Raw genomic sequence first — 15,611 nt, 5'->3', positions numbered from 1 at the left:
CTTCTGCGATATTCAGTTTTTCAAGTTCGGTGCTGATTCTTCAACGCTGCCCGAGTGAACCGGTTCGTCTTCCGCCTGCGCCGGCTGCTCAGCGGCTTCGGCTCGGATCGCCTCGGAAATCGTCTGCCGGTCCAGATTGTGTTCTTCTGAATAGTGCTCCAGCGACATCTTCCCGTCATACCAGGCCCAGTTCATTGGATACGTATCCGGATCGAAAATCACCTGGTAAAAATGCCAGACCAGAATAGCTAACGTGGCCAGCACGGCTTCATAGAAGTGGATAGCCGTAGCTATGTCGAGCCACCAGCGCGGCAGCAGATGGCCCACGGTCATCTTGAACCACAACATCAGTCCGGTTGTGGCCATCACCACCGCGCCCCAGACTAAAGCCCAGTACTCTGCCTTTTCCGCATAAGTGAAGCGTTTAAATTCAGGTTTGTGCTTGCCGAGACCGAGATAATAGCGCAGCACCCCCACAACGTCCCAGGCATCTTTTGGTTCGGGCAGCATGTCTGAGATAATGCGCCGGCCTTTGCGGTCCGCAATCAGGTAGGCGAGGTGGTACAGGGATACCCCGATCAGCACCACGCCGGCGGCACGGTGGACGATGCCGCGCACCTTTTCGCCTAGTCCCAGCATGCTGGCGAACCAGGAATCGGGATATTTCAAAGCAAAGCCGGTGATGACCAGTACGAAGAAGGAAGACAGCAGCAGCAGGTGCTGTATGCGCTGGTTTTTGTCCATGCGCGTGACTGCTCGGTGGCCATTCTTGCGGTGTTCGACAGCCTTCTTTCTCCAGATCAGGAAGTTGTGCAACACCATGCCGCCGATCACCGCGAAGATCATGGCGAGATAGAAGCGGCGGATCCAGCGCACAGCGATGCTGCCCATATCGGCGGAGAGGGGTGCACCGACGTGGATCTTGCCACGCGCGAAGTTTTCGCTCGCTCCAGGGTGACACCGGCCACATGTCTTGACCAGGTTGGCCTGGTTGATCGTGGACTTGGGGTCGGACGAGGGCAGGATGTTGTGAACCCCGTGGCAACTGGCGCAGTTCGCAACCACATTGGAGCCCAGCTTCGATGCCAGTCCGTGATAGCTGGCCAGATAAGTCGAAGCGCGGCGTCCGGCGACTCCGAATTCCTGTGAGAGCCGCACTCCCTCGTGACAGCGTGCGCAGGTGGTTCGCGCCAGGGCCTGCGCAGAAACGGAAGAATTAGGATCGACGTGCGACTTGATGGCGTGGATCCCGTGACAATCGGTGCACACGGGAGCCTGCCAATTTCCGCGGCTGACTGCCTGCCCGTGAATGCTGCCCATGAATTCCTGTTTCACTCCGCTGTGACACTGGGCACAGGTATTGGGCACGTTGAATTTGAAGATCGGCGATTTGGGATTACCGGCGGGTAGGATTTCATGCGCTCCGTGGCAATCGGTGCACACGGCGGCCTTTTCCGAACCCGCAGCCACCGCCTTACCATGCACGCTCTCCTCATAGGAGACGAACTGGGCAGCGCTGTGACCGCTGGCTTCCATGACGAACTTCTGGCCGTGGCAGCTTCCGCAGGTTTTGGGAATATTGACGTGGTTCACCGGTGAATTGGGATCGCTGGCGACCACAATTTCATGAGCACTGCCGTGACAATCGAGGCAGGTGGCGGCTTTGGTGTCGCCATTCTTGCGAGCCTGCGCGTGCAGGCTGTTCTCGTATTGTGTGACCTGGTCAGCGTGGCAGGTCTGGCAACTCACCTTCGCCGGGGCCGGATCATGCGGGAAGCCCTTGACGTCGGTGTGGCAATCGGTACAGCCGAACATGCTGCCGTGAATCGAGTTCTTGAATTTCTGCTCATCCACCCGCAGGCTGACGTTTTTCCCGTTTACTTCTTTGACCAGATTTACGTCGCTGTGACAAGCGAGGCACTCGGCGCTTTTGTCCGCAGGAGCGGGTTTACTTGCGGCCGAAACCGTCGTGATCGAAAGCAGTAGAGATATGAGGACGAATATGAAATTTTTCATTCCCTGTCTCAAGCGAGCAGGATGCGATACCGAGTCGCGTGGCGCGCGTGGCATCGATCGACCAGGCTCAAGCGCTGGAAGAACGAGCCAGCTGCGCCTTCTTATACATCGCAGATTTATGTCCCAAGGGGCTGTGAATGCCCGCACGTGGCGATGTGACCGGGAGCACATTGGGTAGTCCGAACCGCAGGGCTGTGCTCGCAAGCACGATAGTGCGATTCTTGCTCTTTGGAGCGTAAGCCCTTCTGAATGCGGGAGTTGAGACTGCGGTGGACTTGCCCGGGCGTGGCGAACGGCAGTGTGTCGGAGGTCACACGATACTGTGCTTAATGGAGATTATGAAAAGGAGGGGGAGCGGCAGTTTACCGCTCCCGATGGCTATAGCGCTGTTTAGAAGTGGAACTCCAGAGTCGCCGATACGTAGTAGGCATGGTAGGACGGCTGGTCTACGCCCAGGAACAAGTACCGCGCCGACGAGTTGTCGACGACCTGGAAATATGGGTAGAAGCTGATAGGCGCGTTGGGGCTCAGGACCGGCGTGGGCGAGGTCGTACTGCTGACCACTCGGATGGGACATCCCGGCACCGCGGTCCCCGTAGCAGCGCTAGCGCAGCCCATGTACTGCGACATGGGGGAGGTCTGGAAGTCCTTGTTGTCGAATTGCTGATAGCGGAACTCGAATTTGGGCATGAGATGGTTGGTGAGCTTGTACTTGAAGACCGCCACCACTTCATGCTGGCGGGCGGTTGACTCTGGGTAGCTTACGGCGGCGCTGGTGCCCACTAACACGAACGCGTTCGGACCGGTGGTGATGGTGGGATCGCCCAGGAACCGCGAGAGGGTGTTAGCGAGTCCCGCCGACAACGAATAATAGGTCGAAAAATACGCCTTCTTATTCAAATTGGTGTCGGTTCCCACCGTCCAGATGTCGACCTTTTCCGGGGTTGTGCTTTCCCAATCATTGTTGGCTGTATCGCAGCCGGTGCAGGTCAGAATGGTCTGGGTGCCACTGGTTGGGGTGCGGTTACGAGAGATCAGCCTTCTGTAGTAGTGCTCGTGAGAATACTCAGCGAAAAACGAGAGGCGCGGCGAAAAGGCGTAATCTGCGCCGAAACCATAGTTGTAGGAGATGTCTTTCAGGATTCCATAAAGGTAATAGGGGTTCGTGGTCGCCGCACTTCCAGTGAGGAAGTTCAGCGCGGTGGGGCTGTTAGTATCGCCGCGCTGGTTGTAGTCATCCTGGATAGTTCCGCCGAAAGCGGAGAGGGTCAACGAACCCAGGGGAGTGTACTCGATCAGGCCGTCGGCGCGGTTACGCACTCTGTGCGCCTCATCGAATCTGCGGCTGCAGCGTTGGTCGGCGGTAAAGGCTACGCTGGGATCAGTGCAGGTAATGGGAGCGCCAGTGACCGGGTCACTGGAATTATCGTCCTGATATTCATCCGGCTTGCGACTTGAGTGGCGATAAGACAGCCGGAACAGAAGGTTCTTCCAATAGGCGACGTCGACGGCGCCGAGGATAGTGTTCTCCAATGAGTGCTCGACGTCGCGGTGTGAGCGATCCATCCATTCGGCCTGGTAGCCGATCTTGGCTGAACTCTTCTTGGCAAAGTACCAGTTCCCGGTTAAATCGAAGTTCTTGCGGTTGAAGCCGAAAGGAGTGTTTTCCACACCGGCGACAACCGGCGAGGCCGCATCACCTTCGGTCGGAGTGAAAGTACGCACCGGGGTGTTGTTGTTGTAGTCGTAGTGACGATACATGGCCTTTATCTGGAATTGCTTCCAGGGGAGGGTGACAAAGGTATAGTTCATGGCCAGAGTCTGCTTGCTGCCTTCCAGACTCGGAGCTGGGAGAGAGGCAGTCGTCGTGCAGGGCGCACCGGTCACCCCGCCGCATCCGGTGATCGCGCCATTGGTAGTGTAAGGCAGGAAGGAATCATCCTGACGCAGCCAGCCAGGACTGATGCTGGCCATCAAGCGTACCCACTTCCCCAAGTCGGCGGCGCCGGCGAGATTGATGTAGTAAGCCTGGTTGTTGGGATATAGCGTCATGCGCCCGGTGGTGGGATTGGAGATGGCAGCAGAGCCGGCAGGCTGCGTCAGCAGGAAGGGGTTGTCCCAGGTCATCGAGGGGATGTTCTGTTCGAAAAAGGAACCCACGAAGGCGCCCTGGACCGCCCAGTCGTGTTTGCCGTATTCCGCCCCCATACGCGCCAGATTGTTGAAGTAGCTGATCGTCTCCGGCAGTTCGACACCGAAGCCGGAAGTGGCGCTGGCGCTGGGGCTGGAGTTCATGATCAGCCCAATCGGCCGGTAGCCATCCTCCGCTTCGCGGAAGAACGAACCGTTGATGTTGAGATTCTCGCTGAGATCGTAGGAAGCCAGGAAGGTGCCCGCTTTGCGTAATATGCTCGGGGTGATGAGACTGGAATTTGTTACCACTCCCTGCTGAGCATTGGTGCCTGTGCCGGCGATCAGCGAGGGGAGATTGGCGGTCGTGCTGGCCTGTAAGGTGGAGCGGATTGCTGAGGGGTAGCTCCAAACACCCGTGGCGGTCTTGGTAAAGAGAGTGCGGGTAACGTCGCTGTAGACGTGTGGGATCTCATCGTAGCGGAACTGGACCTTGAACTTGCCGTACTGTCCGAAGGTTGCCAGATAGCTCTGGTCGCGGTAGATCGACTTTTGCGACTGCAGGATCGCGTAGTACTTGGTGTTGAGCAGGTTATCGAAGGTGGCATCGAGTTTGCGAACGAAGAAACCATTGCGGATATCGCGATACTCTCCGTATTTGGAGAAACGCAGCACGGGGTCCAACGAAGTTCCGCAACCCAGGCAGCCTGGGGCGAGCGACGGATTTCCAGTGGCTGCTGGACCGCCGGGACCCAGCAGAAGGTCCTGACGACCGTCGACATTGCCCCAGGAGTAGCGCGCTCCGAATTCGATGACACCATACTGGGCAGGCTTCTCCTCGGCGGGCTTGTCCTTGTCTTTATCTTTGTCTTCAGCGAACAGGGCGAGCGAGCAGAAAAGGAGGGCGAACACTGCCAGGTATGCAGATTGTCTTGATCTCTGAATTTTCATTTCGCTCTCCTCTCTCAGCGCAGAAAGAAGTTCCCCGACGGGTGGTTCGACCCGTGGATGTAGGAATGGCAATTCGTGCAGCCGCGATTGAAGTCGCGGACGGAATTGAGCAGGGTTGGAGTCGTGGGGTGGCGGCTGGAGTCATGGCAGGAGTCGCACACCCTGGGCATGCGCATCTTCAGCAATTGCGGATTGTTGGTGCCGTGCGCTTCATGGCAGTTGACACAGTTCTCCATCACCGGCGGATGCTCCCAAAGGAATGGACCACGCCGCTCGGTGTGGCAGGCGAGGCAATTCTCATTGACCGTGCTCTGCTTGAGCTGGCTGGGATTGGGGGAGCCGTGTGGGTTGTGGCAACTGGTGCAGGTCACCTTCCCTTCGCGGTACGGCATATGCGAGGAGCGCTGCAACTGGGCGCGGCGCATTTGGTGACAGTCCAGGCAGAGTTCGGGCTGCACCTTCTTCAAGCCTCGGTTGGTGCTGAGTGGCGAAAGGAAACGGGCTTCCTGAGATAGAGTCTGGGTCACCACTTGATGCGCCTGGTGACAATCCACGCAAGCCATGTGGCGCGAGTCATGCGGGCTGCCCTTCCAGAAGAGCTGGTTGCCGCGAGCATGGCATTGCACGCAGGCGGCATTTTTCTCCGCCACGGTGTTCTTGGAATCACTGGTGAAGCGGACGGGAATGGTGTCTTTGCCGCCCCCGGCTTCCACGTGCGCTTTGCCCGGACCGTGACAGGACTCGCAGCCGCGAGCTTCATCCGCGGTATGCGGATGGGCCATTACCTTCCCCATGACCGTGTTCTGGAAGCGGTGGTTCTGATCTTCGTGACAGGCGATACAGGTATCGCTGCCCACGTAATCGCCGTCCGGCTTGGCGGGTGCTTTTGCCTGCTGCGGTGGGGAAGCCGCTTTATCCAAGTTCTGGTTGACGGCATTGGCCCTCAGTGAAACGCCCGCTGAGGGAGCAGGATTGAGCTGAGCCTCGACAGTGAAGGCGATACCCAGCATGGCAACGACAAGAACTGCTCGTTTCCAAGTCATACGGCTTTATCTGACCTCCTTTCGAGGCCTACCCGGCGGTTCTAAAAAACAGCTCTGGGCGCTCACGAGTGAGGAGCACTCTGTTTGAAACGGTGTGCTTTAGGCGACGGCAACGCTCACATTTGCAGGTGAAATGAATCACCTTCGCGTGTCTGACCGTCACATCTCGACCAAAGGGCTGAGGCATGGGATCCCGGAATGCGCTGCTGTGCCTTCTCGGGTTCTTCGAAAAGCCAGAGCAGGAAATGGAATGAAGCCGGGAGTTTGCGCCAGAAGCAGATGTTTTGGTTGTGACGTAGATCACACGTCTGCAGGTGCGTACATGTCTGGTACACACCGCATTGTGGAAATTTGAGCCCGCAATTTGCGTTGCCGAGACGGCTGAGGGGACGGATTCCGCGAGGAGTTAGGCTTCAGGAATGAGATGCCAGAGCCCGCATTACTGCACTCTCATCGTGGAGGGGGACGTGCGAATGCGGGTGTGAGCCCAGCCCATGGAGCGGACTCGCTCGTAGGCGGAGTGCAGATCCTCGCTGAGGAAATGGATTACCTGCATGCAGGCTTGTCGATGCTGGCGAAGGAAGTTGAGCAAGTCCTTGCGCCGGATGAAAGCGACCTGGACAGGGTCGAGGGCTTCGGCAGTGAGTTCGTAATCCAGACCCGCCAGGCTGGCGCTCAAGCCGAGGATCTCGCCCGGACCCGCGATGCGAAGCAGCAGACGTTGTCCGCGATCGGAGGAGATGGAGAGCTTAGCCCGTCCCCGGCATAGAAGAAAAACGCCTCGGCCGGGGTGGCCCTCCTGGAACAAAGTAGCTCCTCGCGCAAAGCTGCAGATGTCCTTGATGTGGTCAAGGGCATCTAGTGCATTGGCCGGAAGGTCGCAAAACAGCCGCGTCGGGCGCAGCTCACATGCAAAACAGCTGGGTTGATTTGCGCTTTCCATGACTTGTAGATAGTCCCCTAGGGGTAACCACACAGTGACTGCAGTCACTATTTTTCGTGATGCGAAAAAAGGAGGGCGCCACGAGGACCGTGGCAGCCCACTTGAGGAAGAAAACTGTCAGGAATTGCTGGCCAGCGCTTTCAGCGCGCCCTTGTTGCGGATGAGCAGGGTTGAGCCCTTCGCCTGCACAATCTGCTTTTTCTTGAGATCGGCAAACAGCCGAGTCACCGTCTCGCGTGAGGTACCGATCATCTGCGCGATTTCTTCATGCGTCAGCGCCAGCTTGAGACGGGGCTCCTGTTTATTCTGCTCGCCATTTTTGGAGGTCCAGTCAAGCAACAGTTTGGCTAATTTCTCCGCTGCAGAATGCGACAGGCCCAGAGAACGAATCTCGTGACAGGCGGCATTGTATTTGTCGCTCAACTGCTCGGCCACGCGGAAGCAAGCGTCCGCATGCTCACGCAGGAAGCGCAGGAAATCTTCCCGTTTCACGAAATTGACCTGGCAGGGGTCCAGGGTCTCGGCGGTCAGCTCGTAGGCTTTGCCGGAAACGGTAGCGCTCAGTCCCAGGACCTCTCCCGGTTCGGCGACCTTGAGGATCAGAGTCTTGCCATCGGTGGAGCAGATGGAAAGTTTCACTCGGCCTTTGCACAGCACGTAGATTCCGCGGGGAGCCTGGCCTTCCACAAACAACACTGCGCCTCTGGGGTAGGCCGTCGCATACTTGATCGCCTCAAAGGATTGCAGGGCAGCGGTGGGAAGGTCGCAGAATAGCCGCTCGGCCCGCAGCTTACAGGTAAAACAACTCTCTATGATGTCCAGTCCGTAAGGTGAAAGCACGGCACAACCTCCTGTGACACTAACGCCCGAGGACAGCCACGCGTTCCGTAATAAAGGCCAGCGAGTCCAACTCGAGCAGGCGACGAAGCAGATCCCGCCGCGCCGCAGCGAGGCCGGCGCGCAGGATTTTTCCGCTCGGGCAACCCACTTGTGATCAGTATCACGAGGTTAGTGTCCGCCGGGCTGGAAGGGATAGCTGTGATCAATCTCACATGTAGTTGTGAGCGGGCTGACTTTCCGGTTCCAGGCGATGGCGAATCCGCCAGCCGCAACCGGAAGGCAGTTGCGGTGCGCGAAGAGGGAGTTTCCTGGTGGTTCGCCTCTACCGGATTTCTTCCGCTGTCCTGCGGGATTGGACCCCTGGAATTGGCCAAGCTTCCGGGTGACAATAGGCGGGTGAGCCGCGCGAGTGTTACTCCAAGGTTCTCCCAGCTTGTGTTGCTGGTATTGGCTTGCGTTTCGTCCGTCCCCTCCACCCATTCGCAACTTCCACCACCGCACTGGAAAGGAGCATCGACGATGAGCTCTCAAGTTTCCACTGGTCTTCAACTTTCGACCACTGCTTTCAATCCCCAGGGCAATATTCCCAAACAGTTCACCTGCGATGGAGCCGATATCTCCCCCGATCTTTCCTGGGGTGAGCCGCCGAAGGGGACTCGCGCCCTGGTGCTCATCGCAGACGACCCGGACGCTCCGGTCGGCTTGTGGACACACTGGCTGATCTACGACCTTCCGGCCGAGAAGCGGCAATTGCAGCAGGGCTTCCCCAAAGACCGCGATCTGGCCGACGGCGGGCGTCAAGGACAAAATGATTTCCGCAAGATCGGATATAACGGTCCCTGCCCGCCGCCAGGAAAACCGCATCGTTACTATTTCAAACTGTTCGCCCTGGAAGCACCGCTGGGTTTGAAGGCCGGCGCCACGCGCAAAGAAGTGGACGCGGCCATGAAGCAAGCACGAGTGCTGGCGCAGACCGAGGTGATGGGCAAGTACGGGCGATGACACAACAAGTTGTAATCGGGTAAGTGGTGTTTCCCTCGGGGACTAAAGCCCAGGATTTATGCGGCTCCGGACGGCGCGGCTGAAGCCGCGCCCTTTCAAAACCGATTTATGAGATAGATTCTTAGCGTTCAGTTAGTTACCGCAGATTCCTCGGAGCCTCGTGGCTGCTCGTGGTGACGATCTTTGAGTGGCTTCCACTGTCATGTACTGCATTCCGCTTCATCAAGGAGTCTTGTTCGCTTCGGGTAAAGGCTCGCCGCTCTCCAGCCATGCCGTGTACCAGAGATTCAGCAGCATCTGGCAGCCTGCGGCCAGGCGATGGCGAATGAAGTCGATGGCCTCCGCGGATCCGTCTCCTTCCAGGCCGTGATTTTTTTCGATCTGGTAGACGCGTTCTACCAGTGTGTTGGAATGGCGCAGATAGCCGAGGTAGTCGTGAAAAGGATCGCTCAGCCGGTTCGGAGGCGAGAGCAGATCATCAAACTTCAAGCGCGAGAGATGGTCTGCGACAAAGGTGCCCTCGAACTTCCAGTGAATGTCTTTGCTGGTGGAATAGCCGTTGGGATTGTCGCCGATCCAGCCGTTGTAGTGAATGGTGGTGTGCAGAGGGTTGCAGGCGTCGGCCACGTAGTGACCTAGCCAGCCGGCATAGAAGACGATATTTTGTTCCACCGCCGAAGTTGATTTGTGCTCCTGCTTGAGCTGACGATACTGGCGGAAGGCGGCCTTCAGGCGGCCATAAATCTCCATGGTGATGTAGGGCTGCAACCCGACATGTTCGGGCAGGTAGTCATCGGCATGTTCGCCGGCACGAGCCCGCTTGGCGTACAACAGCTGATAAAACTCGTAACGCCCCTGGGGGAATTCCTGAATGTCTGACACGCGCTCCAGGTCGATGTAGTGATCCGGTTCCTGGGCGTTCTTGAGGGCGTATTCGCTCCTTTCGCGCCAGCGATCGGGTTCGGGCCCGAGGTAGGCAATCCGGTCAGCGGCCTTGCGCAGGAAAGAAGGGATGTCGGCCGGGACCTTGAGTGCAGCGGTCTTGTTGATGGCAGTGTGGCCTTCGTTGCCCCAACCGAAGAGGGAAGTGACGGAGAAAAATGGAATCAGCAAGACGAGCAGGGACGGAACTCGGGAGAATCGGGAAGATACCAAGTGCAGCTCCGGAGGCCAAAGATGATGGTCATGGAGTGATAACAGCGACGGAGAGGAGTGTCAAACCTAGGAGGCGCGCGGTTCAAATAGTTCGGCGAAGTTTCAAATGGCGAGGTTTCAAACAAGGTCGACGTCATAGGCTGAGGTGCGCGATTCCCAGCCGATCGGCCTCTCACCCACTGGATCAGAGTGCTGTTCACGCTCAATATGACACTAGATAGTCTTCAGGGATGAATTGACAAGACCGGGCTTCTAACAGAAAATCCTCAAACCCAGGTTCAGGAGCGGAGTCATGCTGACTGGGTTCTTAGTGTCTAAAAGCCATCCGAGGGAGCGGGGATCTGCGCTGATAATCGCCTTGATTTTGATGGCGGTGTTGTCGGCGCTGGCGGCGTCGCTCGTGTTCGTAACCCAAATCGAGGTTTCCTCGGCTTCTACCTATAGACAGACTACGCAGGCGCGTTATGTGGCGGAGTCGGGTGCGCAAGCGGCTGTGGACTGGCTGAAGAACAATCTTCCGGCACCGGACACCACGAAGCTCGATCTCACCAAGTACCCGGCGACGCTCAAGAATGGAACCTGCAGTTCTAGTGACACATCCGGGTGCGTCGTTTTATCAGCCGGACTGGGAAGTGGAACCTACAGTTCGGTGGACTCGACTGCGGCGGCCAGTTTTTCGAATTTCTTCAACTCCAGCAGCAATGGGAACCAGATCACCGATATGCCAGGTGGGAACTATAACGTGCAAGCGCAGATGATGAACGTCAAAGTATTCAAGCTGCTGGGCGGCGGCACCAGCCTGGTGCACTCGTGGAAAATTACTTCTCAGGGAAACGTCAGCGGCATTCACAATGCGCAGGCGCAAGTGAGTTTGACGGTCGAGAATTTTCCGAGTCCGATCTTTAGCTATGGTGCTTTCGGCAACTCGAGTGCCTGTAGCGCCATTTCCATGGGGAGTCTTGCCGGAACGGACAGCTACGATTCCAGCCAGGGTCCGTGGAATGCCAGCACAAATCACTCGGATACTCAGGGAAACGTGGGGAGTAATGGCTCGGTGAGTTTACTGGGAGCGGTGATCCACGGAAACGATGCCTACGCCAACGTGGGCGGAACTTGTTCGGCCCCATCTGGTCCGAATGCAGGTAACGTGATTCAGATATCGCAGCTTAGTTTGCCGTCCGTGCCCACTCCGACGGGGTTAGGCGCAGCCGTGCCGTGCGGCGGCACCTGCAGCACGCTTACCCCCGGCACGCACTACGGAAACATCGCGTTGAGCGGTACGCAACTGCTTACGCTGGGCAGCGGCACGTACTACCTGGATGGGCTTTCGGTTTCAAATCAGGCACAGATTCACGTTAGCCCGCCGGGATCTGCCATTGTCATGTATATCCTGGGGAGCAGCGGACCCGTTATTGCCGGCAATGGAATTTCGAATATCGGGACGGGCGATGCGCCGGTAAATTTCCAGATCCTCTACGGGGGAGGCGGCAGCTCCAGCATCGTGGGGAACGGAACTGCGCAAGTGGTCTTTTATGCGCCGAATTCGGATGTGATCGTAACCGGCAGTGCAGGGCTGATGGGTGCGCTTTATGGCAACACTGTGAGCATAAATGGCGCCAGCACACTGCACTACGATCGACAAATCGCGAACAGCTTGAACATCTCAGGTCCGATGATGGCAACAGCTTTCAGCTGGGATCGCTATTGAACAGCCGGACAGCGTGAACGCTGGAACTTCCGGCCGCAAGTGTGTGCGCGTACGAACTCTGTCGATTAACCTTCATGGGGCCAGTGAACTACGCCGCCTGACTAACCCGATGGTTTAATTCTTCCGGGCAATTATCCCGCCTCGATTCACGATGTAGTCTCCTCGGCAATTACTCTCGGCCGATAAACACTGCCTGCGGGCGGTTAAGGAGGTATCTGCCGATGTTAGGCCTCTGCGCCGAGGTGCCACTTCATGACCAAAAGTTGGGTTCGAGCGGCTACGGGTCTCGCCCTAAGTCTGCTTATATGTGGCCTTATAGCTTGCGGGTCCTCCAGTTCTGAGCAGCAGCAGCAAGCGCCGCCTCCTCCGCCACCGCCTCCAAACCTCACTCAGGACCCGGCGGCCAATGTCTCATTAAGTCCGAATACGGGAGCGACCGGGAGCACGGTCACCGTAACGATCACGGGTGACCGGACGAATTTTGTTGCCGGCTCCACCACGGCCAGCTTCGGTCCCGGCACCAGCGTCGGCTCTGGCGGAGATGCTGCTTTCACAGCGGTTACTGTGAATAGCCAGACCAGCGCCACGGCGCAGGTCACAATTGGCACATCTGCGGCACCGGGACCGCGGTTCATCATCGTCAGCACGGGCAGCCATAACTCTGCCGCCACCTTCTTCGTTACTTCTTCCAGTCCGGTGCCGGTGGCGAATGCGGGCCCTAACCAACTGGTGTCGGTCGGCAGCACAGTTCACCTGGATGGAAGCGGCTCAACCACACCCAGCGGCAAACAACTCACCTACGCCTGGACATTGCTGAGCACACCCTCCGGCAGCGCAGCGGCATTGACCGGCACGGGAGCCGTGAATCCAACCTTCGTCGCCGACAAAGCTGGCGATTACATAGTGAAGCTGACGGTCAGTGATGGCAGCGGGAGTAGTACGTCAGCAGCGGTGCTGGTGTCGACGATATTAGCGCCACCGTTGGCGAACGCAGGACCCAATCAGGTCGTGCCGGCCGCCAGTAAGGTACAACTGGACGGCAGCGGATCTACCGATGTTTCCGGAAATGCCCTTAGCTACAGTTGGGTGCTCGTCACCAAGCCCTCCGGCAGCAGCGCGACAATTTCAAGCGCCGCGATCGTTACACCGACGTTTACTGCTGATCTGCCCGGCGACTATGTGGCGGAACTGACGGTCAATGACGGCAAAGGAAACAATTCGACGGCTGCGGTCACGATCAGTACGAGCGCTGTGCCGCCGATAGCCAATGCCGGGCAGAATCAGAAAATCGCGCCCAATGCTACCGTTCAACTCGATGCCAGCCAATCGGCGTTTGTGACAGTTACCGGCGAGAATGGATCATCCGCACTAAGTGCGGCGAATGGTTCTGGATCGCAGGCGCTCACCTATGCCTGGAGCTTCACCGCGCTGCCGGCGTCAAGCCAGGCGGTTTTGTCGAATCCAAACATTGCCAATCCGACATTTCAGGCCGACGCGTCGGCCACGTACGCGCTGGAATTGCAGATTGGCGACAGTAACAACAGGAATTCGACTGCGACGGTGCTGGTCAGCACCGACGACATTCTTCCCTTTGCCAATGCCGGGCCGTCGCAATTCGTGGCTCCGGGGGCGAACGTCACCTTGGATGGCAGCCAATCGTCCGATCCCAACGGTTTGTCATTGAACTATTCGTGGGTGATGCTGGCGAAGCCGGCTGGGAGCGCAGCCAGTCTGGGAGGAGCGACCAGCGCGAACCCAACGTTCACCGCCGATCTGGCGGGTGACTATGTAGCGCAATTGATCGTGACCGATAGCGTTCCGCTCAGCAGCTTGCCGAGCACCGTGCTGGTGGTGGGAACGACGGCGGCGGCCGGTGTGGATCCGAGCAGCCTCGATTTCGAAACAGTTACGGTTGGGACAACAACTGATAGTCGGAAGATCACGATCACGAATAATGGCAATGCCGATCTGAGTCTCACGGATGTCAAGCTCAGCGGCAGCAATGCATCGGATTTTGCTTTCACCAAGCCGGATCTACCAGTGACGGTTTCCGCCGGTGGCACAACCACGATCAATGCGACGTTTACACCTTCGGATGTGGGAAACCGCTCGGCCAACCTGCTGCTCAGCTATCAGGCACAAGGGGCGCATTCGATTGCGCTATCAGGCACTGGAAAAGCCAAGGCGGGCGTCATCGGGGTCAACCCGAATTCGTTGTCTTTCAGCAATCAGGTGGTGAACACCACCAGCGCCGCGCAGACGGTTACGGTTAACAACACCGGGAGCGCTGACTTCACGATCAGCGGTGTTTCGCTTGCAGGCAACAATGCGGGTGATTTCAAAGCTAGCCTGGCTTCGGCGACGGTGACCGCCGGGGACAGCACAACGATTAACGTCAGCTTCAGCCCAACGGCGACAGGCCAACGCTCGGCTACCATGACCGTGAACAGCAGCGTCGGTCCCGCTACGGTTCAACTCAGCGGTACCGGCACAAGCTCGGTGTTTAGCGTTTCGCCAGCGACCGTGACCTTTCCGGCTCCGGGGCAAGTAGTGGGTACGACGAGCGCGGCCATCCCGGTGACGGTTACCAATACGGGCGCCAGCGATCTGACGCTCTCTAATATCGCCATTACGGGGACAAACGCGGGAGACTTCGCCGCCACACCCAGTGGCGCACAGAACCTCGTGATCCATGCCAACGCGAGCGTTACGGTGAATGTCACGTTCACGCCGGCGGCAGCGGGCGCGCGCACGGCCACGCTGACGTTTACCGACACCGCGGCGGGTAGCCCGCATACGGTCGCACTCTCGGGCACCGGCATTGCTCCGGTCTTTAGCAGCAACCCAGTTAGCTTTGGCAGCCAGCCAGTCGGGACGACAAGCGCAGTCACGGCGGTCGCCATCAACAACACAGGTACCGCGCCGCTGGCGGTAACCAGTATTTCTCTCGGCGGCAACAACCAGAGCGACTTCGCATTCAGCCCATCGGCTCCCGCGGTTCCTTTCAATGTAGCAGCGGGTGGGAGCGTCACTTTTGGTATGACCTTCAAGCCTTCGTTGGCTGGAGGCGAGGGAGCGACTCTAACCGTAGTGGACAGCGCCAGTGGCAGCCCGCACACGATCCAGCTCTCGGGAACCGGGACGGTGGCGGGCGTCAGTTGCGGTAATACGTGCACCCTGGCATTCGGGAATCAGCTGATCGACACGGCCAGCAGCGCGCTAACTGCCGCGATCACCAACACAGGGCAGGCTCCGCTGAACATCAGCAACATCGCGGTTACCGGAGCCAATGCGTCCGAATTTGTGCCCACACCGAATGGCGCACAGAACATCACAGTGCAGCCGGGCCAGAACACCACGATCGGTGTCGTGTTTACCCCCACCGCGACGGGAGCACGTTCGGCGACTCTAGCGCTGACTAACAACATTCCCGGCGGGAGTCCGTTCAATATTTCGCTTTCGGGCACGGGCACTGCTCCGGGGATCAGCGCCGCCCCACCGACAATTTCGTTCGATAACCAGCAGGTGGGGACAACGAGTACGACGACTGCGGTAACGGTGACGAATACCGGCACAGCGCCGCTGGTCATCTCTGCCGTGCCGATTAATGGAAGCAACGCGTCGGAGTTTGCAGCGACGCCCAACGGCACTTTGCCACTTACGGTCAATCCCAACAGTACTGCAACCATCAACGTGACGTTCACGCCGTCGGCGACGGGGGCGCGGAGCGCGACGCTGACCATCAACAGCAATGCTCCTGGGACTGCACCGACAGTAGCGCTCAGCGGCACCGGCACGGCACCGGGTTTCAGTGCTTCGCCAG

General features: G+C 58.2%; 9 protein-coding genes. 3 read left to right on the top strand and 6 right to left on the bottom strand.

Annotated features, from left to right (window positions below; translation table 11 throughout):
• Positions 1-12: 12 nt before the first annotated feature.
• The 5 genes from VEG30_16360 to VEG30_16340 all read right to left on the bottom strand — a co-directional run bounded on the left by VEG30_16360 (position 13) and on the right by VEG30_16340 (position 7,923).
• Positions 13-2,016 (bottom strand): cytochrome c3 family protein, encoded by a 2,004-nt coding sequence (locus VEG30_16360; protein HXZ81502.1) that lies wholly within the window; start codon positions 2,014-2,016, stop codon positions 13-15.
• 390 nt (positions 2,017-2,406) lie between these two features.
• Positions 2,407-5,097 carry an MtrB/PioB family outer membrane beta-barrel protein gene (locus VEG30_16355; GenBank protein HXZ81501.1) on the bottom strand — a complete coding sequence of 897 codons (2,691 nt, stop codon included), beginning with the start codon at positions 5,095-5,097 and terminating at the stop codon, positions 2,407-2,409.
• Between the two features lie 14 nt (positions 5,098-5,111).
• Positions 5,112-6,140, bottom strand: a complete 1,029-nt coding sequence (locus VEG30_16350; protein HXZ81500.1) for a DmsE family decaheme c-type cytochrome — start codon at positions 6,138-6,140, stop codon at positions 5,112-5,114.
• Positions 6,141-6,579: 439 nt separating this feature from the next.
• Positions 6,580-7,083 (bottom strand): cyclic nucleotide-binding domain-containing protein, encoded by a 504-nt coding sequence (locus tag VEG30_16345; protein HXZ81499.1) that lies wholly within the window; start codon positions 7,081-7,083, stop codon positions 6,580-6,582.
• Positions 7,084-7,200: 117 nt separating this feature from the next.
• Positions 7,201-7,923, bottom strand: a complete 723-nt coding sequence (locus VEG30_16340; protein HXZ81498.1) for a Crp/Fnr family transcriptional regulator — start codon at positions 7,921-7,923, stop codon at positions 7,201-7,203.
• Between the two features lie 519 nt (positions 7,924-8,442).
• On the opposite strand from VEG30_16340, the gene VEG30_16335 reads away from it, so the two are divergent.
• Positions 8,443-8,925, top strand: coding sequence for a YbhB/YbcL family Raf kinase inhibitor-like protein (locus tag VEG30_16335; GenBank protein HXZ81497.1), 483 nt, complete (start codon positions 8,443-8,445; stop codon positions 8,923-8,925).
• Positions 8,926-9,147: 222 nt separating this feature from the next.
• Here the strand turns inward: VEG30_16335 and VEG30_16330 are convergent, their stop codons facing one another.
• Entirely contained in the window at positions 9,148-10,080 is a 933-nt protein-coding gene (locus VEG30_16330) for a nuclease (protein HXZ81496.1), read from the bottom strand.
• 292 nt (positions 10,081-10,372) lie between these two features.
• Between VEG30_16330 and VEG30_16325 the strand changes: the two genes are divergently transcribed.
• Together VEG30_16325 and VEG30_16320 are read left to right on the top strand one after the other, a co-directional pair.
• Positions 10,373-11,788, top strand: coding sequence for a PilX N-terminal domain-containing pilus assembly protein (locus VEG30_16325; protein HXZ81495.1), 1,416 nt, complete (start codon positions 10,373-10,375; stop codon positions 11,786-11,788).
• A gap of 252 nt (positions 11,789-12,040) precedes the next feature.
• On the top strand, positions 12,041-15,611 hold a 3,571-nt coding region (locus VEG30_16320), incomplete at its 3' end, for a choice-of-anchor D domain-containing protein (GenBank protein HXZ81494.1).

This window comes from Terriglobales bacterium, assembly GCA_035624455.1.
GTDB lineage: Bacteria > Acidobacteriota > Terriglobia > Terriglobales > Acidobacteriaceae > DASPRM01.
The sequence above is the reverse complement of the archived record's forward strand: the minus strand, read 5'-3'. Positions and strand labels throughout refer to the sequence as shown.